Annotated in this window: 20 protein-coding genes and 3 pseudogenes; 13 read left to right on the top strand and 10 right to left on the bottom strand. The window is 39.8% G+C overall.

All coding sequences use genetic code 11. The features are described from left to right. Nucleotides 1-2 precede the first annotated feature (2 nt). Nucleotides 3-491 carry a DUF1036 domain-containing protein gene (locus tag ACFIKX_RS07240; RefSeq protein WP_273790491.1) on the top strand — a complete coding sequence of 163 codons (489 nt, stop codon included), beginning with the start codon at nt 3-5 and terminating at the stop codon, nt 489-491. Continuing rightward, a complete protein-coding gene (gene pyk, locus ACFIKX_RS07235) occupies nt 488-1924 on the top strand; it encodes a pyruvate kinase (RefSeq protein ID WP_375628685.1) in 1437 nt (478 codons plus the stop codon). Before ACFIKX_RS07240 ends, pyk begins: the two co-directional genes overlap by 4 nt. A 1326-nt stretch (nt 1925-3250) precedes the next feature. Here pyk and ACFIKX_RS07230 read toward each other — a convergent pair. Together ACFIKX_RS07230 and ACFIKX_RS07225 are read right to left on the bottom strand one after the other, a co-directional pair. After that, nucleotides 3251-3640: a cell division protein ZapA gene (locus tag ACFIKX_RS07230; RefSeq protein ID WP_375613188.1), complete on the bottom strand. Its 390-nt coding sequence runs from the start codon at nt 3638-3640 to the stop codon at nt 3251-3253. A gap of 12 nt (nt 3641-3652) precedes the next feature. Next, nucleotides 3653-3928: a DUF4164 domain-containing protein gene (locus tag ACFIKX_RS07225; protein WP_005774573.1), complete on the bottom strand. Its 276-nt coding sequence runs from the start codon at nt 3926-3928 to the stop codon at nt 3653-3655. A gap of 335 nt (nt 3929-4263) precedes the next feature. Here ACFIKX_RS07225 and tkt point away from each other — a divergent pair, with 335 nt between their 5' ends. The 6 genes from tkt to ACFIKX_RS07195 all read left to right on the top strand — a co-directional run bounded on the left by tkt (nt 4264) and on the right by ACFIKX_RS07195 (nt 12217). Then, the gene (gene tkt / locus ACFIKX_RS07220; RefSeq protein ID WP_375628683.1) at nt 4264-6270 is read left to right on the top strand and encodes a transketolase; all 2007 of its coding nucleotides are present in this window, start codon (nt 4264-4266) and stop codon (nt 6268-6270) included. Between the two features lie 203 nt (nt 6271-6473). Beyond that, nucleotides 6474-7481 (top strand): type I glyceraldehyde-3-phosphate dehydrogenase, encoded by a 1008-nt coding sequence (gap, locus tag ACFIKX_RS07215; RefSeq protein WP_375611739.1) that lies wholly within the window; start codon nt 6474-6476, stop codon nt 7479-7481. Nucleotides 7482-7996: 515 nt separating this feature from the next. Then, nucleotides 7997-9190 carry a phosphoglycerate kinase gene (locus ACFIKX_RS07210; RefSeq protein WP_375628754.1) on the top strand — a complete coding sequence of 398 codons (1194 nt, stop codon included), beginning with the start codon at nt 7997-7999 and terminating at the stop codon, nt 9188-9190. Between the two features lie 109 nt (nt 9191-9299). Next, nucleotides 9300-10331 carry a class I fructose-bisphosphate aldolase gene (locus ACFIKX_RS07205; protein ID WP_375628681.1) on the top strand — a complete coding sequence of 344 codons (1032 nt, stop codon included), beginning with the start codon at nt 9300-9302 and terminating at the stop codon, nt 10329-10331. Nucleotides 10332-10991: 660 nt separating this feature from the next. After that, nucleotides 10992-11408 carry a hypothetical protein gene (locus ACFIKX_RS07200; protein ID WP_375628679.1) on the top strand — a complete coding sequence of 139 codons (417 nt, stop codon included), beginning with the start codon at nt 10992-10994 and terminating at the stop codon, nt 11406-11408. 686 nt (nt 11409-12094) lie between these two features. Further along, the gene (locus tag ACFIKX_RS07195) at nt 12095-12217 is read left to right on the top strand and encodes a hypothetical protein (RefSeq protein ID WP_375628678.1); all 123 of its coding nucleotides are present in this window, start codon (nt 12095-12097) and stop codon (nt 12215-12217) included. A gap of 1165 nt (nt 12218-13382) precedes the next feature. On the opposite strand, the gene ACFIKX_RS07190 is transcribed toward ACFIKX_RS07195, so the two are convergent. Continuing rightward, on the bottom strand, nt 13383-15173 hold the full coding sequence (locus ACFIKX_RS07190) for an ABC transporter transmembrane domain-containing protein (RefSeq protein ID WP_375628677.1): 1791 nt from the start codon (nt 15171-15173) through the stop codon (nt 13383-13385). Nucleotides 15174-15360: 187 nt separating this feature from the next. On the opposite strand from ACFIKX_RS07190, the gene rpmE reads away from it, so the two are divergent. The 5 genes and pseudogenes from rpmE to ACFIKX_RS07165 all read left to right on the top strand — a co-directional run bounded on the left by rpmE (nt 15361) and on the right by ACFIKX_RS07165 (nt 18943). Further along, nucleotides 15361-15582: a 50S ribosomal protein L31 gene (rpmE, locus tag ACFIKX_RS07185; RefSeq protein WP_005774581.1), complete on the top strand. Its 222-nt coding sequence runs from the start codon at nt 15361-15363 to the stop codon at nt 15580-15582. 254 nt (nt 15583-15836) lie between these two features. Further along, a pseudogene (locus ACFIKX_RS07180) lies at nt 15837-16020 on the top strand (ATP-binding cassette domain-containing protein); the annotation flags it as partial. 263 nt (nt 16021-16283) lie between these two features. Beyond that, nucleotides 16284-16531: pseudogene (locus ACFIKX_RS07175) on the top strand (ABC transporter); the annotation flags it as partial. 932 nt (nt 16532-17463) lie between these two features. Then, nucleotides 17464-17631 carry a hypothetical protein gene (locus ACFIKX_RS07170; protein WP_273790483.1) on the top strand — a complete coding sequence of 56 codons (168 nt, stop codon included), beginning with the start codon at nt 17464-17466 and terminating at the stop codon, nt 17629-17631. Then, a complete protein-coding gene (locus tag ACFIKX_RS07165; RefSeq protein ID WP_375646088.1) occupies nt 17591-18943 on the top strand; it encodes a hypothetical protein in 1353 nt (450 codons plus the stop codon). The genes ACFIKX_RS07170 and ACFIKX_RS07165 overlap by 41 nt, the downstream gene beginning before the upstream one ends. A gap of 493 nt (nt 18944-19436) precedes the next feature. On the opposite strand, the pseudogene ACFIKX_RS07160 reads toward ACFIKX_RS07165, so the two are convergent. The 7 genes and pseudogenes from ACFIKX_RS07160 to ACFIKX_RS07130 all read right to left on the bottom strand — a co-directional run. Then, a pseudogene (locus tag ACFIKX_RS07160) lies at nt 19437-20116 on the bottom strand (inositol monophosphatase family protein); the annotation flags it as partial. Nucleotides 20117-20122: 6 nt separating this feature from the next. Continuing rightward, the gene (locus ACFIKX_RS07155) at nt 20123-20914 is read right to left on the bottom strand and encodes an inositol monophosphatase family protein (protein WP_375617860.1); all 792 of its coding nucleotides are present in this window, start codon (nt 20912-20914) and stop codon (nt 20123-20125) included. An 11-nt stretch (nt 20915-20925) separates the two neighbouring features. Then, the gene (gene efp / locus ACFIKX_RS07150) at nt 20926-21501 is read right to left on the bottom strand and encodes an elongation factor P (RefSeq protein ID WP_015856958.1); all 576 of its coding nucleotides are present in this window, start codon (nt 21499-21501) and stop codon (nt 20926-20928) included. A gap of 439 nt (nt 21502-21940) precedes the next feature. Continuing rightward, nucleotides 21941-22291, bottom strand: coding sequence for a helix-turn-helix domain-containing protein (locus ACFIKX_RS07145; protein ID WP_375628752.1), 351 nt, complete (start codon nt 22289-22291; stop codon nt 21941-21943). A gap of 388 nt (nt 22292-22679) precedes the next feature. Continuing rightward, nucleotides 22680-23078 (bottom strand): hypothetical protein, encoded by a 399-nt coding sequence (locus ACFIKX_RS07140; RefSeq protein WP_375611747.1) that lies wholly within the window; start codon nt 23076-23078, stop codon nt 22680-22682. Between the two features lie 631 nt (nt 23079-23709). Beyond that, nucleotides 23710-24078, bottom strand: coding sequence for a helix-turn-helix domain-containing protein (locus ACFIKX_RS07135; RefSeq protein ID WP_273790479.1), 369 nt, complete (start codon nt 24076-24078; stop codon nt 23710-23712). A gap of 606 nt (nt 24079-24684) precedes the next feature. After that, nucleotides 24685-25728: a tetratricopeptide repeat protein gene (locus ACFIKX_RS07130; RefSeq protein WP_375628673.1), complete on the bottom strand. Its 1044-nt coding sequence runs from the start codon at nt 25726-25728 to the stop codon at nt 24685-24687. Nucleotides 25729-26144 lie beyond the last annotated feature (416 nt).

The raw sequence follows: 26144 nt of genomic DNA, 5'->3' as shown, positions 1-26144 counted from the left end.
TTGTGATTTTAAAAAAGCGATATTGGGTGTTTCAGAAAGGATTAAAAGTTTTTCTCTTGAGCATTTTGCTCTTGTTTCCCCTTGTTGTTTTTGCAAAAGCTGACTTTAGAGTTTGTAATACAACCCAACAGTCTGTAGGGGTTGCTCTTGGATATCGTACATTTTCAGGGTGGGTGAGCGAAGGCTGGTGGACGGTACCAGTGACGGAATGTAAAACTTTAATTGAGGGGCCTCTTGCTTCACGGTTTTATTATTTTTATGCGGAAGGGGCACAAAAAAAAGGGAACTGGGCAGGCTCTGTGACCATGTGTGTACAAGATAGCCAATTTACCATTCAAGGGGTTCATGATTGTTTCCCTCGAGGATATCAAAAGGCTGAATTTAAAGAGATCGATACCGGAAATCAAACCAGTTGGATGGTACAGTTGACGGATGAGTCTTTGTTAAACAATTCAGTTATACCTTCTCTTTCAGGAAATTCTCCACCGTGAAACGTGCACGTAAAGTAAAAATTATTGCGACTCTTGGTCCTTCTTCTTTTTCTCGTTTGATGATTGAAAAGCTTTTTAGGGCAGGGGCAGACGTTTTTCGTCTTAATATGAGCCATACTGATCGTGATATGCTGGGTGATTTGGTCAAGTCTATACGAGAAGTTGAAAAAACAGTTCGACGTCCCATAGGTATTTTGGTGGATCTTCAGGGGCCAAAACTGCGTGTGGGACGTTTTGCTAAGGGGCAAGAAGATTTGCGTGTTGGGCAAAGCTTTACATTAGATAATCGCGATGTTCTTGGTGATGCACAGCGTGTTTTTTTCCCTCATGAGGATGTATTTTCGGCTGTTAAACCAGGGGACCGGTTGTTGATTGATGATGGAAGGGTGGAACTGCGCGCGCAAGTATGTGATGATCACTTTGTTCAGTGCCGCGTGGTTGCTGGTACCCGTATTTCTGATCGAAAGGGTGTCAGTTTTCCCGATACAATTTTGCCTTTTGATTCGATGACGTCAAAAGATAAGGAGGATCTTCAGGCTCTTTTACAGCAGCCTGTTGATTGGGTTGCTCTTTCTTTTATTCAACGTCCAGAAGATATTATGGCGGTGCGTCAGTTGACGAAAAGTAAGGTGTCTTTGATGGCTAAAATCGAAAAGCCTCAAGCCTTGGAGCATATAGAGAAGATTATTGAAATTTCCGATGGTATTATGATTGCACGGGGTGATCTCGGTGTGGAAATGCCTCTGGAAAAGGTCCCTGCACTTCAGATGGAGTTGATAAAAGCTTGTCGTTTAGCTGGAAAACCGGTTGTGGTGGCAACACAAATGCTCGAATCAATGATCACATCTCCTGTTCCCACACGCGCAGAAGTGTCGGATGTTGCTACAGCAGTTTATGCAGGAACAGATGCGGTGATGTTGTCTGCTGAATCTGCTTCTGGTCGTTATCCTGAAGAAGCTGTGCTTATGATGGACCGAATCGCGCGACAAATCGAACAGGATCACACTTATGCCGCTCAGGTTGGAGCACAACATCCAGCACCAGAATCAACAGGAACGGATGCGATTTCTCTTGCTGCGCGTCAGATTGCTGAAACACTTGCTCTATCCGCTATCGTTGCCTATACGGCTTCAGGAACAACGGGGGTGCGCGCCTCTCGTGAACGCCCTAATAGACCGATTATTGCTTTATCGCCCATTGTGGAAACAGCAAGGCGTTTGGCTCTCGTTTGGGGGCTTCATTGTGTGGTCACGCAAGATGCTCGCAATTTAGAAGATATGGTTGATCGAGCAGCAGCCATTGCATTTCAGGAAGGCTTTTGCCAAGGAGGGGATCGTTTCCTTGTAACAGCCGGTGTTCCTCTTGGAACGCCCGGTGCGACAAATCTCTTGCGTATTGCTTCTGTCTCTCAAGATGGAACGAAAGGGATTTAATCCGCTTAGAGACAACAGGCGCGTGTCTCTCGTGAACGCCCTAATAGACCCATTATTGCTTTGTTGTCCATCATGGAAATAACATGGCGTTTGGACATCAGGTTTTGGGAGCGGGATGTGGTGATGTTGTTTGTTAAATCTGCTTCTGGTCGTTATCTTGAAGAAGTTGTGTTTATGGTGCGGCGTTTATGGGAGATTTCTATACCTTTTATCTCATTTTTAGGCATATTGTGAATCGCTTTATTGAGGTTTATACGAGCAAGATGTTCATTCTTCTGCCTTTTGAATGAGAGCCTTGAAATTTTTATCGTTTTTAGATTTTTGCAAACAGAATTGAATAAAATTAGAATTATGTGCCTAAAAAGTCATGCTGGTATGTTATGAGAAAAAGTGTTAGGTGGATGTGTTTTGAAAATATGCTTTGTCGGAGCATTTGCAACATATTGATTTATAATGATAATATAGCATTGTTCAATTTGAATTAGAACCCCGAATTCCGTAAGATTCTCTCATTTGAAATTTGTTCATGTTGAGTCAATGATAACTCTTCACTTGCACGTCATAAATGGGTGGGCAATAGCGGGTGTGCCTTGCGGGTAAAACTGTACCAATTATGAATCGTTTTAGTGCCAAGGACTGTCGTAACAATGAGGGCTGGTAAAGTGTATGATGGTGCTGGTTTCCACTTTCATAGGTGTGGAGGTTTTGAGGGGGGGAGAGGGGTAGAGTGTTGTGTTATCAGGATAAAGATGGCGGTCGAGAATGTTTGCAAAAACTATTACTGTTGTTTGTGATGTTTGAAGTTGTATGAGATTAACATAATCTTTTGGTCTGGCTTTTTTCCTGCTCTCAAGGATGAAAATTCTAAAACCCACGCTGATTTGTACACAATATGGTTCTTCTTGGGGGGCTCGTCTGCTTGATATTATCTAGGGGCAAGGATTTTGGGGTATGCATTTATAGGGAATATGAATATAACTCTTTTTTTCGAAGGGTGCTTTATTTGTTTGTTGCTGTTGTCATTTATATGATTTTTTTACAATGATGTTGATTTTGTTATCTTATTGCGCGGTTAAAAGACATCTCATTTGAAATGTGGTGATATAAGGCAGTCTCCTTGATATAGGAAGCGTTTGTGCGGAGGTGAAATATTCAGGGTAGGGCTTTCTTGTTGAGGTTTAAGTTAATCCCATAAGTCGTGAGTAGCTGGAATCCTTCCTATAAAAAACCAGACTGTTTACACACTGGTGTGGGTTTAAGAATTTTTATCCTGTGAGATGTGGCGGACAAGTCAAATCTCTGGTTTATTACGCGCTGATGTACTTTTTAGAAATCTTCCTGTTCCTGTTCTTGTTCTTGAAGGTTTGTGCGGTTTTGATCATCTTTGAGCAATTGGTTGGTGAGATTTTCAATGCGTTGTGTGGTGTCACGCATAATTTTCCCCATGGTGCGGTCTCTTTCGTTGTGGAGTCGTAAAAGAGTATTGTAGTCTTCTTGTAATTTTTTATTTTCTCGTTTTATTTCTTCCATTTCATCAATAATCATTATGCCAGCCATAACCGATAAACGATGGTCGCCAATTTCACCAAAATTGTTCTTTAAATGTGTGATATATTGATCCAATTGAGCAGCAAGCGCAATAAGACGACGTTCTTGTCCTTTGTCACAAGCCATGCGATAAACTTTACCATCAATGGTAACGGAAACAGTTTCCATACATTCAAACCTTTATCTATCAATGACAACACGAATTGTTTCCATTGCTTTAATAAGACGTTTGGAAACTTCTTTGTTTACGGACTCTAAGCGTTCAATTTGGGCTTCAGCTTTGTCAAGCGCTTGGGCAAGATGGCTGCGGTCAGCATTCATTCGTTGGATTTCTTCTTCCCATTCGTTATTTTTATCAATAACGGCATTGCGGTTTATTATGGTGATCTCTAAAGTTCTAAGTGCCTTTTCTAGGTGCTCTAAAGCATCTTGTAGAACTGTAGTCTCTTGGTTCATTGCTTTTATCCTTTGGGTAATTGTATCCTTTATCAATGTGTTATGCAAAAACGAATCACTTTCACTCTTGTGTTGTGTGCATTTTATTTTTAAGTATGTAGGATATTTTAGCAAGCAAAGCAGGGGATAGATATAAATTAAAAGCTGGATTTTTTGCGCGTATTGGCATAAATGACATGGATATACAGAACGCGTGAGGGGAATGTTATTAATATTATTGAAGTGGTGGCAAAAAGTCTCACGCTAATGGTTAGAAAATAGTATTTCTTGGAGAATTTTAAGAGAATACGGAAAAAGCAACAGAATAACGTATTTAACGAAATGGTCGATTATTCATGACAAACACCCACCAACAGAATCAGATGGCCAATGCTATCCGTTTTCTTGCTATTGATGCGATTGAAAAAGCAAATTCTGGTCATCCGGGCTTGCCAATGGGAGCAGCCGATATTGCTACGGTTCTTTATACAAGATTCCTTGCTCATGACCCCAAAAAACCTCGCTGGCCTAACCGTGATCGTTTTGTGTTATCAGCAGGACATGGGTCTATGTTGCTTTATGCTCTCTTGTATCTTTCTGGTTATGAAGATATTGGCATTGAAGATCTCAAAAACTTTCGCCAATTAGGAGCAAAGCTTGCTGGGCATCCAGAATATGGGCATGTGGCGGGAATCGAAACAACGACTGGTCCTCTCGGACAAGGGTTGGCGAATGCCGTGGGGATGGCGCTTGGGGAACGTTTGCAAAATGCCCGTTTTGGTGATCTTATCAACCATTACACTTATGCGTTGGTGGGCGATGGATGCCTTATGGAAGGGATATCTCAAGAAGCACTTTCCCTTGCTGGTCATTTGAAACTCAATAAGCTTATTGTGTTGTGGGACGATAATAATATTTCTATCGATGGAGAGATTTCCCTTGCTGACAGTACAGATCAGATTGCGCGTTTTAAGGCATCTGGTTGGGAGACACATAAAGTCAATGGGCATGATCAAGCAGCAATTGCGCGGGCTATTGAGGCGGCACAAAATTCCGATAAACCAACTTTGATCGCTTGTAAAACAACAATTGGCTTTGGAGCACCCAATAAAGCGGGTACCAATAAAGTTCACGGAGCCCCTTTGGGCGCACGAGAAATCACTGAAACCCGTATCGCGTTAGGGTGGGATGCTGAGCCTTTCGTTATTCCAGCCGATATTCTCGATAATTGGCGCTTGGCTAGTCTCAATGCTGCTAAAAAACGCCAAAAATGGGAAGAAAAATTTGCTGATCTTCCTGTCTCAGAGCGTGTGGAGTTTGAAAGATTGATGCGGGGCGATCTCGTGGGCGGATTTGATGGCGCTATTGATACTTATAAACAGAAATTGGTTGAAGAGCGCCCCGTTGTTGCTACGCGTAAAGCTTCGGAAATGGCTCTTGAAGTGATCAATGAAGTCGTTGTTGAGACTATTGGTGGTTCGGCTGATTTAACCGGATCTAATAATACAAAAAGTAGCCAGATGAAAAGTATCTCTGCTGAAGATTTTTCAGGGCGCTATCTGCATTATGGAATTCGCGAACATGCAATGGGAGCTGTGATGAATGGTCTTGCCCTTTATGGCGGCTTTATTCCTTATGGGGGAACCTTTTTATGCTTTTCTGACTATATGCGTCCCGCTATGCGGCTCTCTTCTCTCATGGGGTTGCGGGTGATTTATGTCATGACTCATGATTCTATTGGTCTTGGTGAGGATGGGCCGACGCATCAACCCGTGGAGCATTTGGCTTGCCTGCGTGCAATGCCTAATCATCTTGTGTTCCGCCCTGCTGATGCTATGGAGACAGTCGAGTGTTGGCAATTGGCTTTGAAAGCACGCGGGACGCCTTCTACCTTGGCTTTAAGTCGACAAAATCTACCGCTTTTGCGTCAAGAGTATGAAGAAGAAAATCTCTGTATGCTTGGTGCTTATGAATTTCTAACAGCTAGCGATGATGCACAAGTGACGCTGTTTGCTTCTGGTTCAGAATTGCAAATTGCAGTGGAGGCACATGCAGTGTTAGAAGAAAAAGGCATCCCAACGCGTGTGGTTTCTGTGCCTTGTTTTGAACTTTTTTCTCAACAATCTCTCTCCTATCAGCGTGCTCTCATTGGAGATGCACCGATTAAAATTGCTATTGAAGCTGCTGTCGCCCAAGGATGGGATCGTTTTATTGGCTGTGATGGTGTGTTTATTGGTATGGAGGGCTTTGGGGCAAGTGGAACAATTGATGCCCTTTATGCGCATTTTGGTATTACTTGGGAAAATGTCGTTGCCACCGTTGAAAAAGAGCTGGAAAAGATCAAAGAGGAAAAGACAAAGTGACAGCTTGTGTTGTCATGAATGGGGTGATTGTAGGGCATCATATTCTGTGCAGTATTGTGGATGATCTTGTGCATTATTGTGGATAAGTGAGTGAGTGATCAAGATATTGACATTGTGGGAATTAATGATTTTGGATTGGTGAAATACCCATTTATTGTGTTTTAAATGTTGTGCTTTTAAAAATTGATGAGGAAACATGTGAAATGACAGTTCGTGTTGCAATTAATGGGTTTGGTCGTATTGGTCGCAATATTTTACGTGCACTTGTGGAAAGTGGACGACAAGATGTTGAAGTGGTTGCAATTAATGATTTGGGATCGGTGGAAACAAATGCCCATTTATTACGCTATGATTCAGTTCATGGGCGTTTTCCTGGGATCGTTAAGGTGGTAGGGGATGCTATTGATGTGGGAGGTGGTTTAATAAAGGTATGCGCAGAGCGTGATCCTGCTCAATTGCCTTGGAAAGATTTGGATATCGATATTGCTTTGGAATGTACGGGTATTTTTACTGCGCGTGATAAAGCAAGTGCTCATTTAGATGCGGGGGCAAAGCGTGTTCTTATTTCTGCGCCTTCTGAAGGAGCAGATCTTACGGTCGTCTATGGGGTTAATCATCAATCTTTAAGCAGCGAGCATCGCGTTGTTTCAAATGCTTCTTGTACAACCAATTGTTTGGCGCCTGTTGCACAAGTTTTACACAACACGGTGGGCATTGAAAAGGGCTTTATGACAACAATCCATTCTTATACGGGTGATCAACCTGTATTGGATACAATGCATCGGGACCTTTATCGTGCACGTGCGGCAGCTCTTTCTATGATTCCTACCTCAACAGGAGCGGCAAAAGCTGTGGGATTGGTTTTGCCAGAATTAAAGGGATTGCTTGATGGTGTATCGATTCGTGTTCCGACCCCTAATGTTTCTGTGGTTGATTTGACATTTATCGCTAAGCGTTCCACAACAATCGAAGAAATTAATACAGCTATTGCTACTGCTGCACAAGGTTCTTTGAAGGGTGTTTTGGACACTACAGAAGAGAAACTCGTGAGTTGTGATTTTAATCATAATCCTCATTCAGCTATTTTCCACAATGATCAAACCAAAGTGATTGATGGTAAGCTCTGTCGCGTTCTGGTTTGGTATGATAATGAATGGGGCTTTTCTAACCGTATGAGTGATACGGCTGTGGCTTTTGCTAAGACAATATAAGAGGACCTCAGGGTCCTCTTTTTATAGGGAAAAGTCTCATTTTTGTGCAATTTTGAGAAAAACAGTTAGAGGCTGTTGTTCTCATGCGCTAGAGAGAAGAGGCTATTGAAAAATTGATGATGTGTTTTGTTTTAATACTGTGTCAATACGTGCTTTTAAAAGATGCATGAAAGAGTAAACTTTGAAAAAGTAAGATCTGAACGAGATACCTTTTGAGAAAACGTTAGAAAACAGGAGATGTAAACTCTTTTTCCTAGAAGTAAAAGGAAGCTTTAATAGAGATCAAGTTGAGCCAATGCATTTGTTTGCCACAATGGAATATGAAGATTAAGAGCAATGGTGGGCTTTTGTACATTTGACGATAAAAGCTTTGGATTTTTATTAAGCAAAGGGTGAGAGATAGGCTGTCGTGGATCTCTTGTAAAAGCAAAGAGGGGGATAAGTGGAAAGAAAAGTGGGCAGGGTTGTTGGATGCGTTTTTATTTGAAACAATGGAAAGTGAAGAGGAAGCAGTGATGGGGTTTCGTACACTTGATGATGTTGATGTTTTGGGTAAACGTGTTCTGGTGCGCGTAGATTTTAATGTTCCTATGGCGCAAGGTAAGGTATGCGATGAGACCCGTCTTGTACGACATAAAGAGACACTCGTTGAGCTGCAAAAGCGTGGTGCTAAACTTATTCTGCTTTCTCATTGTGGTCGCCCTAAAGGAAAGGTAGAGCAAGAGTTTTCACTCCGTCCTGTTGTGCAAGTGCTGGAAAAGATCATTAATCAGCCGGTTGCTTTTGCTCCGGACTGTATCGGTTCGGCGGTGCAGGTTGCAGTTGAGTCATTACAAAATGGTGGTGTTTTACTGCTTGAAAATGTTCGTTTTTATGCTGGTGAAGAAAAGAATGATTGTTCTTTTGCAGAAGCTTTGGCTCATAATGGAGATCTCTATGTTAATGATGCTTTTTCAGTTTCTCATCGTGCCCATGCTTCGGTGGAGGGAATAACGCATTTGTTGCCTTCTTATGCAGGACGGTCTTTGCAAGGTGAATTGCAGGCATTAGAAAAAGGACTTGGCAATCCAGCACGTCCTGTGGTTGCCCTTGTGGGAGGAGCAAAGGTTTCTAGTAAGCTTTTTGTGCTCAATCATTTGGTGGAAAAAGTTGACTCCTTAATTATTGGTGGGGGGATGGCTAACAGTTTTTTAGCTGCGCAAGGTATCCATGTAGGGAAATCACTGTGTGAACATGCATTGATGGAAACGATAAAAAAAATCATTAAAAAAGCGCAAGAGTGTCACTGTACGCTTCTGCTCCCTCAGGATGCTGTCGTTGGATTTCGTTTTGAAAAAGATGCACCGCATCGTCTTTATGATATTGAAGATATTCCACAAGATGGCATGATATTGGATATTGGGACGCGCTCTATTGCGCATATCAATGCTGCGATAGATGAAGCTGCTACTCTTGTGTGGAATGGACCCCTTGGTGTTTTTGAGATGCCTCCTTTTGATAAGGGAACAATTGCCGTTGCACGCCATGCAGCAGAACGTAGTTTGACGGGAAAGTTGGTTTCAATTGCGGGAGGGGGCGATACGGTTTTTGCCCTTAATCATGCCGGTGTTGCCAATGATTTTACTTATCTTTCGACTGCTGGAGGAGCTTTTTTGGAATGGATGGAAGGTAAGGTTCTTCCTGGTATTCTTTCCCTTATGCAGGCTTAAAGGGCTTCTTTGGAGGGGAAGGTTAAAGAAAAACTATACGGTCGTGTAGAGTGTTTTGATAGTGTTGCGCATTTTTAGAAATTAAGACAAAATAAAGAGGAATTTTTTTATGAATGAACGGCTTGAAGATATTGCACTTGCTTTGGTGCATGCGGGTAAAGGTATTTTGGCGGCAGATGAAAGTACGGCGACCATTGGAAAGCGTTTTGAAAGCATTGGTGTTGAATCCAATGAAGATAAGCGCCGTGCTTATCGTGAAATGCTTTTTAGTACAAAAGAAGCGATGGAAAACGCCATCTCTGGGGTTATTTTATTTGATGAAACCATTCGGCAAAAAGCATCAACTGGGAAAATGTTGACGGATCTTATTCGGGATTCAGGCGCTTTGCCAGGGATTAAAGTTGATACCGGTGCAAAACCCTTGGCTGCTTTTCCCCAAGAAACAATTACCGAAGGGTTGGATGGTCTTCGTGAGCGGCTAAAAGATTATTATGCTTTGGGAGCACGTTTTGCTAAATGGCGTGCGGTAATTGCTATTGATGAATACACTTTGCCAACAAGAGGCGCCATAAGACAAAATGCACAAGCTCTTGCACGCTATGCTGCCTTATGTCAGGAGTTCAATATTGTGCCCATTGTTGAGCCGGAAGTGTTGATGGATGGATCATCGTGTGGGCATTCAATTACACGCTGCTTTGAGGTGACACGCACTGTTTTGCAGGCTGTCTTTAAAGAATTGTTTGAAGCTCGTGTTCTTTTGGAGGGGATGATTTTAAAGCCCAATATGGTGATTGATGGAAAGGATGCACGCAAGGCTTCTGTTGAAGAAGTTGCTGAAAAGACCGTCCAAGTGCTTAAACAAACGGTTCCTGCTGCTGTTCCAGGAATTGCTTTTCTTTCTGGAGGGCAGTCTGATCAGGAAGCAACGGCGCATTTATCTGCTATGAATTCTTTGGGCGTATTGCCTTGGAAATTGACCTTTTCCTATGGACGAGCACTGCAAGCAGCTGCCTTAAAAGCATGGGCGGGAAAAGATGAAAATATTGCTGTTGCACAGAAGGCATTTCGTCATCGCGCTCGGATGAACCATCTTGCGGCTTTGGGACAATGGACAAAAGAACAAGAAAAAGTGTGCGATTGAAGCACAAGCTCTGTTCTTAAATGCGGGGAGATTTTGCATGTTTCTGCGTGATTTTTGGTGCCCTCATCATGATAAAAATGGCGGGGGCATTTTAGGCTTGAAAGCTTTCTCAGAGAGTTTTTTCCTTGGACCTTTTAAAAGTCTTTAATGGGTGCTATCGAGAGATAAGATTGCGGGAGAGGTGCAATTTCGAGAAGGGGAGATAATGCTAGGAAATTTGTGAGTGCACAGCACTTTAGTATGGTGTTGTTCATGGGTGGGCACTTGCTTTTTGCGTGAAAATCATAAAGCTCATACTGTATTGAAGAGTTTGATATTATGATATTTTTTCTTTTTCATGTTATCATTACTTGTCATCGGCAGAATTTATTTGATTGCAGTTTCAAAGGTGGATTAAGCGGGTAGATTAGAGAGTTGCGATTTCTGAGCGGATTGGAATACAGCTTATGAAGCTTTTCTGCGTCAGGATAGCTTCCTCTTCAATGGGGGTAGTTTTTCTATTGGCGAACGAATTGAATAACTCTTGCGAAAGAAAATAGATTTGCACCTCAATAAAACACCTATTTTTTCGTTAAAATGGATAAATTTTTCTTGTATTTTTTGATGATATAATTAAAAGTAATTAACTTCATAGCATCTTGGCTTAAAACGGGGGGAATTGTGGACGGTATATCTTCTAAGAATACAAGCATCAAAAGAAAAAATCGATACGCAGAACAGAGCTTTTCTGCAATTATGATGCGAAAATTGTGCAATATGGTGCGTGGGGTATTCGAAGGGATCTTTACAGTATTTACTTTCACAATTTTTCTTATCCTGTTCAGCATACGTGGACCGGTTCATGCCGTACTAAGCTTCTTTGCAGGTGCGAGTGGAATAACGTGCTTTTTCTTTTTTGTCGGATACTACTTACAACGCCGCGAAGCAACAGCAGATGAGGCCGGTATATCGCTCACATTACTTTTAGCAATTGGTGAAGGCATTTTTTCTATTTGCTCCCTGTATGCTGCGTGGGGTTACGACGCTCTCTTATTCCGTTTAGCACCTCCTGGGTATGTTCTTATTCTCCCTGAATAAATAGGGTGCAATTCGTTTGCATACAAATCAAAATGAGAGGCTGTCTGCCTCTCAAATTCTTAATAATCGCTCTCCAAAATCATAACATCAAACCCGCGTTTAATGAAGGGACTAACAAGCTTTGGGTCCTTAAGCCTCAAGGCAACCCTTTACAAGTTGCGCCTAACGGCATCCTTGACCTTAAGACAGAAAAACGGCTTATGAACAAACTCTCTTATTAAGCCACATCATCTTTTATTCTTCTCATGTGGTTCTGAAATCATGATATAAGGGGAAAGCTTCTCATCGTACCTAAATTGTACTTTATCGTGTGTTAAATGGAAAAATGAGAAAAAGCATCTTTATGCGATATAATCCAATTATAATTTTTTGATTTAAGCATAAAAGACTTAAAGTCTTCTACAAGACTGATACAATAAAAGGGGGGAAGTTGCCTATCTTAGAAACTAAGGCGTATTTTAGGTGCTCTTGATATAGCTATCTCACCAAATGGTTTTGAAGACTTATCCTTTTAGCTCTATTCACTAAAAGGTCATTTTGAGGGGGCTTGGCTAATGAATGTAAAGGAAAATTAGCACGTAATATTTCGCTTTTCTGGTATAGATGCTGAATGAGTTAATTATCTAGAGGATCACTGAAGAGGAGCGCTAAAAAATGATGAAAATCCTCCGTACTTCGGTGAATTCGTGGTTGAAGATATAATCGTAGAACTTGGCTTATCTGTTCCTGAAACAGTTGAATGGTTTGAAATGGTTAGGGTGTCAGTTCTGCATATGCTTGGCTCGCTATACAAAAAAATTATGATTTAGTGCAAGCTTTTAAACATAAATACCCTAAAGATATATCCTCTTTGTACATGTTCTTATCATTGTTAAAATGCCTTCTTAAAGCACGACAGGGGGTGCTATAAAATTGAGAGCTGTAAAATATATGGGGCTTGGAGGGGGTGAGAAGATGGTGTTCAATCGAAGTACTCTATCCTTATTTTTATGGGCTATGCCTGAAAGAGAGAGTTGGAGAGACGATTTGTGAGTAAAGAGAACGTCGTTTTGAGGTTGCGTGTCTGCAAGAGCAGAACAGTGGTCGTGGTGATATTTACAAACAATAAATTTGATAAAATTTTACGATTTTGCCAAAAGCCAGTTTATTATAAACGCTGTTTCTCATGTGCTCTCACACAAAAGTTATAAGAAGCCCAAAAGTGCTAAAAAAATCTTTGCTCTTTTTCAATAAGACGGATCTGTAAACAATATTCAAAAAGTGTTCGTGTTTTTGAAAGAGAATAAAAGGATACTCTTGCAATAGAGAAGTGTATTTGTGAATTACAATTTGTCATGATTTTCGGTAAACACTATTGTTTAGAGCGGTGAGAGAGGGCAAATTTTTAATATTCAGTTTTTTTAAAGAGTGTGGTCAGTCTTTAGGGTAGTGCTTGTGTCCCTAGAACCCTATCAAGTGAGCCGCATAAGGGTTTCAGCAAGCGAGCACCATTATACTCTTTGCCAGCGCCCCAATGTTTTGACAGCCCTTAGAACGTAAAGGGGCAAGGGAGGTATTTCATTCCTTTTTTGTACCGTTTTACTCCACACGCCAACTCTGCTTGTGATGTGCAAGCCAAGAGATTTTGTTTGACTCACTATGAGGGTTTGACATGAGAAAATCCTATGGTATTCATGATCTTTCATGAAAAACAATGAATTATCCTTATAAATCAACGTGACAGTGCTGTTATGAAGAAAACTCCTTGCACATCTTAATAGCCCATAGAGATTTAACTGGGTATTATTTTATATTCTGTACACAGAAGTGTCTTTATAAAAATACTCCATCTTGCGCAGAAAAAAGAACAGCCCGTTAAAAAAGAAAAACATCTCAATGCTTGCTTTTCTTTTTTCCATGAGCCCTTAAATTAATAATCCTCTACCTGTAAAGCGCGGTATTCACGCCCAAGTACTGCTCTTGTATCAAGATTACTTATTCGGGTGAAAATTGCAATTTTGCGAGGTAAGCATAAACGCCATTTTTTGCCACAAGTTCGGCATGGGTTCCTTCTTCCACAAGGGCGCCTTTATCCATAACAAGAATGCGATCTGCTTTTAAAATTGTTGCCAAACGATGTGCAATGACCAAGGTTGTGCGGTTTTGCATCAACCCTTCTAAGGCGTCTTGCACCAACTTTTCACTGTTTGCATCTAAAGCAGATGTTGCTTCATCAAGCAGCAAGAGGGGTGCATTTCTTAAAATTGCCCGCGCAATACCAATGCGTTGTTTTTGTCCCCCAGAAAGCATGGTACCGCGTTCTCCTACTTGCGTATCCAAGCCATCTGGTAAAGCTTGAATAAATTCAAGTGCATTAGCAGCTTTAGCAGCAGCAAGGATTTCCTCTTCATGGGTATTTTCAGTTCCAAAAATAATATTATCACGCAATGTTCCATCAAAAATGGCGACATCTTGTGGAACGTAGGAAATTGCACTGCGTAAATCTTGTAAAGAAAGGCGATTAATTTCCATGCCATCCAACCGAATTGTTCCATTTGTCGGATCATAAAAACGAAGGATCAAAGAAAAAATGCTGCTTTTTCCTGCTCCGGAAGCTCCAACAAAAGCAACCGTTTCGCCTGCTTTTACAGAAAATGAAAGCGAGCGTAAAACCTTCTCTTGTGGTCTAGAAGGGTAGGTAAAATCAACCTGATCAAAAACAAGTTCACCTCGAACAGGTTGCTCTAATGATAAAGCATTTTTAGGAGCTACAATAGTAGGTTGTTCTTGTAATAATTCGGCAAGCCGTTCAGCAGCGCCTGCTGCTTGGATTAATTCTGCTCCCAGTTCCGATAATTGCGCAAAAGTAGAAGCTCCAAAAACCGCATAAAGAACAAATTGCCCTAATGTCCCTCCTGTCATTGTTCCATTCAAAACATCACGCGATCCAATCCATAAAACAGCAACCACACTGCTAAAAACCAAAAAAATTGCAAACCCCGTAAAAAAGGAGCGCAAGATTACAGAAGCACGTGCTGTTTGAAAAGCACGTTCTATCAATTGTGAAAAACGTATTGTAACGAGTTTTTCAGCGGTAAAAGCTTGCACAGTGCGAATAGCACTTACCTGCTCTGTAGCAACAGCATTGGCATCTGCGAGACGATCTTGCGCCGCGCGGGTACGAGAGCGAACTTTACGTCCAAAGACGACCAAGGGAATGGCCACAACAGGAATAGCAGCTAAAACCAACAAAGACAATTTAGCATTGGTGATCACCATCATCACGACGGCTCCAATCACGATAATCAGCTGACGCAAAGCGGTAGAGGCGGTAGAGCCCACAGCTAATTTTATTTGTGTGGTATCTGTTAGAAGCCTTGAAACAATCTCTCCTGAATGTGATCGATCAAAAAAAGCAGGAGAAAGTTTCATAATATGGACAAACACATCACGCCGTAAATCGGCAACAATCCGTTCTCCTAAGGTGATAACACAGTAATAACGGGCTGCTGAAGCAAATGCGAGAAACAAGGCTAAGATAAACAAAATTCCAAAGTAAAAATTGATATGTCCATGGCTTGAAGTAGAAAACCCATGATCGAACATTTGGCGGATAGCCACAGGCAAAGCTAATGTGACAAGAGCAGCAACAGATAACGCTAGAAAAGCAAAGATAAACAACCAACGATAGCGCAAAATATAGGGAAAAAAAATTGCAAGCGAAGAGAATGAAGATTTCTTAGGGGAAGACTTTGTCGATTTTTCTGAACGATAACGTAATGTCATAAAATTTTGCTCACTGTATTGGATTTGTAACACTTGATACAATGATGTATCTTGAACACTTGTTTTTTGATGCGTGCTCAGTTATAGAAATAAATACTTTAAATCAATGTATCAAAAAGACAAAGGAAGTGCACTTAAAAAAACAAATAAGTGCTATTTCATTCTATAAACGCAAAAGGTTTGACGCATGAAAGCGAATATTCACCCCAATTATCATAAAATTACCGTTGTTATGACGGATGGAACCCAATATACGACGCGCTCTACTTGGGGAAAAGAAGGCGATACTCTTAATCTAGATATTGATCCAAGAACGCATCCGGCATGGACAGGTGGCTCCCAAACACTCGTAGATCGTGGTGGTCGTCTTTCTAAATTCAAAAATCGTTTTGGTAATATTGGCATGTAAAAGCCTCCTTTTATGGGGTACAAAGGTTTTAAACAAATCGATTGCAAATGGATGGATTTTTTATCCTATCAAAGAGTGCACTTTAAATATTAATTCAAAAACGCATCCGACATAAACAGATGGGTCTTAAACACTTATAAATCATTGTGGTTGCGTTTTTTAAATTAAAAAATCATTTTGAATATATGCATAAATCCTTTCTTCCCTAGAGTATAAAGACTTGAAATAAAATAATTGTAAACTTTTTTTCTTTTTTTGGAACTGAACATACCCATGGAGAGGAAATTTTTGCCGCTTCTAAAGCTGCCAATGTATTTGAATTTATTCAAGCTTTACCAGATGGCTGGGATACGCAAGTAGAAGAACGTGGTACTATGCTTTCTGGGGGGCAAAAACAACGCATTGGTATTGCACGCGCGATTTTAAGAAATGCAGCCCTCTTACTGCAAGCCGGCACCATCATTATATTTGCCAACTCGTGGATGTTGCTACAGCCCTTGGCATTTGAGACGATTTATTATAGGCATTTTAAGTCCTTTCTTAATAGTTTTTTTTATTCACGCGGGCTCTCTCCGCTTGGTACGTGCAAAAGACATGGTTTTGATTGCTTCACCATGGAACAGGTTTGAAATGAGAGAATCCTACAGTATTCGGGATTCTCATTCAACCTATAAAATAATGAATTATTATTATAAATCAAAATGTTGCTGCTTGATGAAGCAACATTTTCTTTAGATGCAAACAGTGAAAAGTTGGTGCAAAATGCCTTAGAAGGATTGATGCAAAATCGTACAATCTTGGTCATCGCCCATCGTTTGGCAACAATTTTAAAAGCTAATCGTATTCTCGTGATGGATAAAGGCGCTTTTGTGGAAGAAGGAACACACAACTCATTATAAAAAATAATGTTTATGCGCATTTGGCTCAACTGCAATTTTCATCTGAGTAAGTGATCTTGATACAAGAGCAGTATCTTTAAGGGCATAAACAGCACTCTTTTCAGATAGGCTTATCAATTTGAAACTCTCATGGAAGAAAGAAAGGCAAGCATTGAGATGCTTTTCTTTTTTAACGGGCTGTTCTTTTTTCTGCGCAAGATGAAGCATTTTTATAAAAATACTTCATCTGTGTACAGAATATAAAATAATATCCAGTCAAATCGCTATGGACTATTAAGATGAGCAAGGAGTTCTCTTCATAACAGCACTGTCACGTTGATTTATAATGATAACTCATTGTTTTTCATGAAAGGTCCTACATGGAATTTTCTTATTTCAAATTTGGTTATGTTGCATTAGTCAAAACCATTTCTCTTGTATGTTGCAAGCAGAGAGAGCTCGCGTGAAGTAAAAATACTTAAAAAAGAATAAGTCCTCTTCATGAAGCGTCCCAAGTTTTAGGGGCTGTAGTAATATTGAGGGGATTAGGAAAGTGTATGATGATGTCGCTTTACTAAAAAAGAGCCGATAAATAAGTAGAAAGACGCTTTTTATCAATTTTATAAAACAAGGTGAGCACGCAGCCATGTTTTGCTGTGTTAGGTTTTTGAGTACTTTGAACCAATATTGTGGGAGTGCATTTTAAGAATTATAAGGCTTTTCTTTAAAGTGCATAAATCACTAGAGCAGTATTATTAAATACAAATTGTTTTATTTTACCAATAAAAATATCTCTATATTTTGTGTATTGTTTTTATTAAAATATAATATGTAGTGATTTTCAAATCAGATATACACACAATGATATAATATCGAGGGATCGATAAAAGAGCTGCGTTAAATGTTGGTGAGAATAAAAGAAGGCAAGAGTGGAAGAAGACATAAAATTGGCAATAGCTTTCATAATAGCTATAATTAAGGTCATTTGGAAATGGGGGAAAAAATGTGGGAGTGCAAGATGCGGCGTTATGATTTTCTGCATCATATGGATGGGGAAGTCGTGGTATTCGGGATACTCAGTGGATTTTTTGTTCGGTTTGGCAATGATAGTGTGTTGTGGGGGAAGCTTAATGCTTGCATTGGCAATTTATCAGAACAAGCATTTAACTAAACAACTTGAGCAAAAAGAGCAAGAATGCGCTGGACATAAAGATATTATTGCTCAAGGGGAACAGAAATGTCTTCAATTGACTGAACAACTTGAGCGAAAAGAGCAAGAATGCGCTGAACATAAAGATATTATTGCACAAGGGGCATATAAGTGTCTTCAATTGACTGATCAACTTGAGCAAAAAGCGCAAGAGTGCGCTGGATATCAAGATATTATTGCACAAGGGGAACAAAGACTTTTGGCAAAAACTCAAAAAGTATCGCAGGAATGGTTGAAACAATGGGATGAGGGAGTAAGGCTATGGGAAAGAGACGTACTGGGGATAAAAAATCCTAGGGAAGATATGAAATTCAGTGGAGATCGGCTTCCATTGGTAAAGGATATTTGTGTTCGAGGGGATCACAAAGTGCGTTTATTGTACAAGCAAGCACTTGGAAAAAAACTTACTTATGAACATTACAAAAAAATATGTAGTCTCTTGGATACCTCGTATTTTAGGAAATTTTTTGTAAAAGCAGTGCGATTAATGAGCAAGAATGGAATAACTCTGCAAAAGTTTGTAGATCCTCTTACGAACAAAAAACGGAGTCAACCTACGATGTTATTACTTCATTGGTGGTTATATGTTCTTGATGATATGATTACAGCTGAATGCAAACAGCACCAAAAGGAAAACTTTACAGGGGAGGATGAAAAGAAAAAATTTACAGATACTTTGTGGGACAACATATCTATAAGTATAGAACACAAAGAGATAGAGAAAATGCTAAAGCTTTCGGAATCTTGGTCTGGTGAGTGTACTTTATTATTATACTGTAAAAAGAATGTGTTGTTGTTGTTGTGTGATATTTCCAGTGATTATAAGGCGGCAAGAGAAACTTTCATTTACTATAAGAAGCTTATTAAAACAGTGAAAAAAGGCTACGTTGCCTTTGATAATGGTTGCCATTCTGTCACAGTTAGAGATGCAATCAATACTTGTAAAGAGAATGACACAAATAGAGCAAAAAATCTTTCCATTGTTGAAGGGAATCCAACATTTGAAGAAGCTTACAAATTAGGAGTCAGAGAATGGATAAAAGCAGCAAATGAGAAATGTGATAACCGATTGATCTTTTGGGAGAAGCTTGTTGAGGAAAAAAAGTTAAAAGAAAAATTAAAAATTATCTTCGGTAATGAGAAGATAAAGGCGCTGAAAGAGGCTGTTGAAAAAGATAAAGAGCAGCTTGCAAGTGAAATGCAGAAAGCAATTTTGGAAAACAAAGATTTTCATTATTATAAATGTCGTCGGCATTTGATAAACTATTTGTAAAACGGTTGAATAAAGGGGTAGAGAACAGCCCACTGAATCAGTGGTTTTTCTGAAATTTCTGCTATTATGTAGTGGTGGAAAAGAGTGAAAACTCTTAAGCATATGCGGCAGCTTTTATGAGAGAGGAGAGTTTTTCGATCAATGGATAGCGCACTGTAAAGAGCAATATATTGAGAGAGGGAATGGATTGTGTTCTTGCTTTGGGTGCGATAATTGCTTTTTTGGGCGTTTGGTTATGATGGGATTTGTGTTTATTGCCTTTTGCAGTTTGTTTGGAGGGGAATTTGAATGACAAAAACGTCAATAAGGTAAGCTATTGGGGATTGCTTTTGTGGGGGCTTATAGCAAGTACATTTTTTGTTCGTGGTGATGTTTTTTGTCACTATCTAATCAGTTATTTCCTATCGTTTTCTGTAAAGAAACTTAAAAACTCTTTCTTCATGTGTTTGTTTAAGGTTCTAAGGGTTTTGTAAAAAACTGTAAGAATTAAATGCTTTTTTGAAGTTTTTTTATAGTTTGATGCGAATGTGTTTATTGCAAGCAATGATGTGTTTTTGCGAAATATATCGCTGCTGCCTTCTTTATCAGTGACAAAAACACCGGCTTCGCGAAGCATTAGTATGCCGGTAGTTCTATCAAAAATGTGCAGGTTATCTCCCCAAAAACCATCGGTTTTTTCTGCGGCGACATAAGCTAAATTCGAGAGCAGCAGCACCAAAACGGCGAAGTTTGGCAACTTCCATCATTATATTGCGTAATTCAATAAGGTAGGTTCCATGATTTGGGCGACCAAAATGAGGCATTCCTGTGGCAATGACACAATCTTCCAGTCTGCGTCGAGCAGAAACGCGACAGCGTCGGTTATTGAAAAAAGCACCATACCCGCGTTCTGCGGTGAAGAGTTCATCATTCACGGGATTGTAAATGACACCAGCAACGACTTTCCCTTGGCTTTCTAAGGCAATGGAAACAGCAAAAAAAGGAATGCCATGGAGAAAATTTGTGGTGCCATCTCAAAGGGTCAACAATAAAACGGTGTTGTGAATCTTCTCCAATGATTTCTTCTGACTCTTCCATCAGAAAACCAAATTTGGGGTGCGCTTTGCTTAATTCATTGAAAATAATTTTTTCCGCTTTGCGATCTGCTTGGCTGAGGTAATCTGCTAGATTTTTTTAGGCTTAAATGCCTTTTTTGAGGGTTTTTTCTAATTTTAGGCGAATGTGTTCATTGCCGGCAATGATATTTTTTTTGCGAAATATATTGTTGCCGCCTTCTTTATCGGTGACAAAACCACCGGCTTCACGAACCATCAGTATTCCAGCAGCCATATCCCAAATTTGCAGGTTATCTTCCCAAAAGCCATCGGTTCTTCCAGCAGCCACATAAGCTAAATCAAGAGCAGCAGCACCAAAACGGCGAAGTCCGGCAACCTCTGCCATCACATTACGTAATTCAATAAGGTAGGTTCCATGATTTGGGCGACCAAAATGAGGCATTCCTGTGGCAATGACACAATCTTCTAGTCTGCGTCGAGCAGAAACGCGACAGCGGCGGTCATTGAAAAAAGCACCACACCCGCGTTCTGCGGTGAAGAGTTCATCACTCACGGGATTGTAAATGACACCACCAACGATTTTTCCTTGGCTTTCTAAGGCAATGGAAACAGCAAAAAAAGGAATGCCATGGAGAAAATTTGTGGTGCCATCTAAAGGGTCAACAATAAAACGGTGTTGTGAATCTTCTCCAATGATTTCTTCTGACTCTTCCATCAGAAAACCAAATTTGGGGCGCGCTTTGCTTAATTCATTGAAAATAATTTTTTCCGCTTTGCGATCTGCTTGGCTGACATAATCTGCTGGTCCTTTCAAAGACACTTGCAAATTTTGCACTTCACCGTAATCACGTACCAACGAGCGTCCTGCTTTCATTGCAGCTTGCACCATGACATTCATGACTGCAGAATGGGCCATTTTTTATTCCTTTATTTATCTTTTTCATTTGCGCGACGCAAATAAATCAACTCATTGGTGTCTACAATGATACGTTCACCAGCATTCATAAAGGGGGGAACAAGAATACGAATCCCGTTTTCAAGAATGGCGGGTTTATAAGAGGAGGTAACCGTTTGTCCTTTGATGGCAGGATCGGCTTCCGCAATCGTGACAGCAACTTGATCAGGAAGTGAGATGCCAATAGGCTTTTCTTGATAAAGTTCAACTGTGACTGTCATCCCATCTTGGAGAAAAGCAGCACGTTCACCAACAAAATCCTTTTGAAGTTCTAGTTGTTCATAAGATTCTGAATCCATAAAGACCAAAGCATCCCCTTGTTGATAAAGAAAGGTGAAATCTTTTTGTTCAAGGCGCACGCGTTCAACTGTCTCAGCAGCGCGAAATCGCTCATTAAGTTTTGTACCATCAATCAAATTTTTCATTTCAACTTGGTTAAATGCACCACCTTTTCCTGGTTTTACAGCGTTGCATTTAACAGCAACCCATAAGCTTCCTTGATGTTCGATCACATTACCAGGGCGAATTTCATTGCCATTAATTTTCATCGTTTCTATCCAATTCTATTCTTGCAAAAAGAACTCTCTTGTTGTCGTTATGGCGCTTTTCTTTGCTGCCTTTAACGGTCAAGCTCTTTTGTTATTTTCGGGCTAAAATCCCTTTGATTAACCTTGCTGCTCTCTCATGGTCCTGTGTGTTCTTCATAGGTTTTCTCATGTTTTTTGCAAAGAGAAAAGCTTAAGTAAAAAAGGACCTTGATGTATTTTTGTTTTTCAGTTCTTTGCAAGACCATAAAAAGCGCTCAGACGCAAGCTTTTTAAAAATTTGCACAAAAATTTTTTAGAATTTTTGGGGGAATTTATCCCGTTGTGTCGTAAAATATCATCATTGATGGCAATGATATAATTGATGGCAATGATATAAGTTCCGTAAAACCATGAGGTATTCTTATAAGAATATGTGATAAATATTTGAATACGGAGTTTGTTATGAGTGTCTCATGGGATAGAGCGTGGTGTGTGCTATCGCAGGGTGTTCGTTTGTATTTTCATCAGAGATCAGCTGTAAAAGGGCTCTTTGTTTTATCGAGGTTAGAACTCTAAATCTTTTGAGCAGTAGGTATTCTTCTGTACTTGATGCGATTTCATCATGAGGGTATGGGGGCTGTTGTTTTGCGGAGGTGACCGCATAGAAAAAGACAAGTGGAACATTTAGGATATCGGAAATCTCTTTTAAGCGCTCTGCGTTTACACGATTTAAGCCGTTTTCATATTTCTGGATTTGTTGGAAAGTAACACCTAAATGTTGACCTAATGTTTTTTGAGACATCTTTAGCATTTTTCGTCTCAAACGAATTTTTTTTGCCAATGAATGTGCCACTAAAAATGTCGTTATAAGGATTTTTACCAAGACCCTAGAAAATGCTACACGGGATATAGAAAGCTATTCAGCTGATTCAATCACAGATAATCCAAGTTTTGCATTTACATCTTCGCGTAACAATTCACTAGGGTGTGGGGCATTTTCATTATTTTTAGTATTTTTCTTTTCTTAAATCTCAAAGCTATAATTTACACTATTTTGTATTGTCACAATCTATAATAAAATTTATCCACTCTGGCTAAAAATGAGGTTTTTTATTGAGGTGCAAATCTCTTTGCCTTTCGCAAGAGCTTTTAAGTCTTTACGTGTAAAATATAGAGTATGTTTACATTAAATAGCGGGTTCATCTGGGCTGAGTATTTATATAAGAACGCGGCTCTCCGTTCACGTTATACTGAAAAAGAGACACTATAGTGCTACTATTTAATCTTATTCTATAACTCAAATTCACACCCATGTTTTGTTGCTTTTGAGGTTGATCTGTATAGATCACATTATATCCATTCCGTCGCAACAGATTGATAAATAAAGGAGTAAAGCTGTCTGCTGTATTATTTTTCTTTATAAGAAGTGTGGTTGTAGCTGGTGGTAAAAACCCTTTGTTACCGCTAATAAATTTGTTAGCAACTAATTGTGCCTGACGCTTTGTAAGACTTTGATCAACATAATTTGATGAATAATTGCCTACAGATGCGCAACCAGCCACCAACACAACCGGTGACAGCAATAAATATTTTAACATCTTTAATTCCCCTTACTTATTGTTGCTCTTTATTTGCGAAGCTCCTCTTCCAGAAATAAGAGCAACTTTACTTATAGCACATTAACAACATATCGGTATCTAATCAATCGGTTAATTAATCAATGAATAATGGTTTCAGCTGTAAAGGCTGCTTGAAGTGCTTCTGGTGGCGTATATTTTAATAAACAGCTGCTTTTAGTGATTATGATAAAAAAGCAATTTTTTGCGTTTGCATGTTAAGATCATGTCCTCCATCACCATTATAAAATGATGTGTTAAGTGTTATTCCAGATCGACCAAAAAAATTTTCAAGCATTGCTTTTTAAGGGCTATCTTTTGTTAAATACGTATGAATGTTTATTCTGTTTTTTTTAATACTATCGTTTGAGGTGTGGTGTTTGTAAGGCATAAAACTTTGCACATGTGATGTTTTTATGAGAGTGTGTGGTGAATATTTGAGGGGGAGCTTGTCCGGATAATCTTGTGAAATGAAACACATAAAATGGGAAGCTAAAAGAGTTCTGTTCTGAGAAGACGGATTGTTTCCCAACCGGATAGGGAAGGGGCTTCTGTCCTTTGAGGGGTGGGAGGCAAGTTAAGAACAGAGAGTGTAGTGCTCTATGTCATGATGTTAAAAGCTTTCATTTTGATCAGAGAGTAATTGTAAAATGGCTCTTTGTTTTATCGAGGTTAGAACTCTAAATCTTTTGAGCAGTAGGTATTCTTCTGTACTTGATGCGATTTCATCATGAGGGTATGGGGGCTGTTGTTTTGCTGAGGTGTCCGCATAGAAAAAGACAAGTGGAACATTTAAGATATCGGCAATTTCTTTTAAACGCCCTGCGCTGACACGATTTAAGCCGTTTTCATATTTCTGGATTTGTTGGAAAGTAACACCTAAATGTTGACCTAATGTTTTTTGAGACATTTTTAGCATTTTTCGTCTCAAACGAATTTTTTTGCCAATGAAAATGTCGTTATCAAGATTTTTGGCTCGCATTTTAAAGCCCCCGCCGGTTGCGAGCGCCCTCGCGTTGGTATTCCGGGAGTCTAAAAACACTGAACTCAAATCAGCATTTTGCTTTTAGTGCTGAAAGCACTTGGACATAGCAAAATCTCCCGGAATCCCGGGATACCCGCAAAGCGGGGTCAATTCATGTTTGAGTTTTCGGGTTTTTAGATCCCTATTGGTCGTTGCGTATGCGACCAAGACACTTTTCAATATGTAAAGTAATTTCGGAGGCTTGGCAATAAAAAATAGCTTTTTACTGAGAGTCGGCGTGTTTTTCATCCAAGCAAAAAGAATGAAAAAATAGAGCTTGCGGAATTTTCGGGATAGCCTAGCTCTTTTGCTTATTGGATATTGTTTGCTTAAGCAAATGATACCAGTGCGTTTTCTTTACCAATGAAAATGTCGTTATCAAGATTTTTGGCTCGCATTTTAAAGCCCCCGCCGGTTGCGAGCGCCCTCGCGTTGGTATTCCGGGAGCTTGAAAATACTGAACTCAAATCAGCCTTTTTGCTTTTAGTGCTTAAAGCACTTGGACAGAGCAAAATCTCCCGGAATTTCTATAAATTTTATCTTTTTGATGCAGAGAGGAGTATTTTAAAAAACAGGAAGGAGCTTTATTGCTTCTTTGTGCGCTTTTTCTAGTTGTGCCTTATCCATGCCTTGGAGCATTATTTCAAGATCAGGAGCTTGCATTTTTGCCTCCTTTGCGAGCATATACCATGCCGCTGCCATTATTATATCGCCTTTTGTTCCTGTGCCATCTCGATAAAGCCTTGCAAGGGAAATCTGTGCTGGTGCAATCATGTTGACGGCATTTCTGTGAAGTAAATGAAAAGCACGCTGAAAATCTGTTTCTCCTCCACGCCCCTGTACAAGCCATTGTGCTAAATGAAGTTGAGCTTTTAAGTGGTTGTTTTGAGCTGCTACCTCCATGAGCTTGCGGGCATTGCGATCATCCTTTGGTCGCTTTAACGTGCCTAAGGAAAGAATTTTTGCAGCAGAAAAAGCCGCTTCAGCATCTCCAAGAGCAGCACCTTTTAAGTACCATTTTAAAGCTTGCTCTATTGCTTCATTTTCACGACTTTGGGAAGAAACACCAGGGAGAGCTTGTTTTTCCTGTGAGGCTTTATAAAGAAGCAGTTGTCCATAATAAAAATAGGCTTCCTTGACGCCTGCTTTGACAGCTTTTTGAATGAATTGCGCACCAAGTTCTTGATTTTGTTTTATAAAGTGACCATCAAACAACATAAGTCCATAGCGTAGTTGTGCTTGGGGTTCCCCCTGTTTTGCAGCGCGCTCAAACCATAAAGCAGCACGCGCACCGTCAATAGGAACAGCACATCCTTCCATATAAATTCGGGCAAGAAGAGTTTGTGCAAAAGGATCATTTTTTTCAGCACGTCGGAGTGCTTCACGAAAAGCTTTTAAATAATAACCTTGGATGTAATAGTCATAGGCTTGATCATAGTCTCCAGCTTTTAAGGGCTGAAAAGGTTCTTGAGTGTTTGAAGCTTCTTGAATCGTATTGAAAGAGCTTTCAGAATTTGAGATTTCTTCAGTGTTTCCCGCTGAACTTACAGCAGAACTTGCAAGCCCAATCACGCCTAAGATAAGCAGCTTCACACTTCTCTTGATCATGGTGTTTTCTCCTCATTACCGACCAGAATTTTCACATTTTTTTTTCATCATTACAAGCCGTATAAGAATTTCATTTCTATATTACTTTTTATTTCTCAGTTTTTCGTCTTGGTTCAAGGTAGGGTTGGGTAAGTTAAAAAAGTAGCATAAATGTCGACGAGAGACAGACTGTTTAAAACAGTTCTGTTAAAAATAATAATGATGAAGGGTTATCGTATGTAAAGATGCTTATCTTCTATTATATCAAGGGCTTTTCCTCTTAAAATGAAAAAATGCTTACAATGGAGGTTGCTTTTTAAAATACGTATGAATGCTTATGAATAGCGCACGCTATCCGTGTGATGTTAGCTTGCATTCTCATCAGAGATCAGCTGTAAAAAGGCTTTCTTTTTTACCGTTGTGAGAGTTCTAAATCT

This window comes from Bartonella sp. CM86QHHN, assembly GCF_042194695.1.
Taxonomy (GTDB): Bacteria; Pseudomonadota; Alphaproteobacteria; order Rhizobiales; family Rhizobiaceae; genus Bartonella.
This window is presented reverse-complemented; position numbering and strand designations above follow the sequence as displayed.

Bases quoted from the DNA above. Each gene is read 5' to 3' on its own strand.
- ACFIKX_RS07135 (WP_273790479.1), bottom strand. From the start codon at position 24,078: ATGCGAGCCAAAAATCTTGATAACGACATTTTCATTGGCAAAAAAATT.
- ACFIKX_RS07165 (WP_375646088.1), top strand. From the start codon at position 17,591: ATGCTTGCATTGGCAATTTATCAGAACAAGCATTTAACTAAACAACTT.
- ACFIKX_RS07210 (WP_375628754.1), top strand. From the start codon at position 7,997: ATGGGGTTTCGTACACTTGATGATGTTGATGTTTTGGGTAAACGTGTT.
- ACFIKX_RS07130 (WP_375628673.1), bottom strand. From the start codon at position 25,728: ATGATCAAGAGAAGTGTGAAGCTGCTTATCTTAGGCGTGATTGGGCTT.
- efp (WP_015856958.1), bottom strand. From the start codon at position 21,501: ATGAAAATTAATGGCAATGAAATTCGCCCTGGTAATGTGATCGAACAT.
- ACFIKX_RS07145 (WP_375628752.1), bottom strand. From the start codon at position 22,291: ATGCTAAAGATGTCTCAAAAAACATTAGGTCAACATTTAGGTGTTACT.
- ACFIKX_RS07205 (WP_375628681.1), top strand. From the start codon at position 9,300: ATGAATGAACGGCTTGAAGATATTGCACTTGCTTTGGTGCATGCGGGT.
- ACFIKX_RS07190 (WP_375628677.1), bottom strand. From the start codon at position 15,173: ATGACATTACGTTATCGTTCAGAAAAATCGACAAAGTCTTCCCCTAAG.
- ACFIKX_RS07230 (WP_375613188.1), bottom strand. From the start codon at position 3,640: ATGGAAACTGTTTCCGTTACCATTGATGGTAAAGTTTATCGCATGGCT.
- ACFIKX_RS07225 (WP_005774573.1), bottom strand. From the start codon at position 3,928: ATGAACCAAGAGACTACAGTTCTACAAGATGCTTTAGAGCACCTAGAA.
- gap (WP_375611739.1), top strand. From the start codon at position 6,474: ATGACAGTTCGTGTTGCAATTAATGGGTTTGGTCGTATTGGTCGCAAT.
- rpmE (WP_005774581.1), top strand. From the start codon at position 15,361: ATGAAAGCGAATATTCACCCCAATTATCATAAAATTACCGTTGTTATG.
- ACFIKX_RS07170 (WP_273790483.1), top strand. From the start codon at position 17,464: ATGTGGGAGTGCAAGATGCGGCGTTATGATTTTCTGCATCATATGGAT.
- tkt (WP_375628683.1), top strand. From the start codon at position 4,264: ATGACAAACACCCACCAACAGAATCAGATGGCCAATGCTATCCGTTTT.
- ACFIKX_RS07155 (WP_375617860.1), bottom strand. From the start codon at position 20,914: ATGGCCCATTCTGCAGTCATGAATGTCATGGTGCAAGCTGCAATGAAA.
- ACFIKX_RS07140 (WP_375611747.1), bottom strand. From the start codon at position 23,078: ATGTTAAAATATTTATTGCTGTCACCGGTTGTGTTGGTGGCTGGTTGC.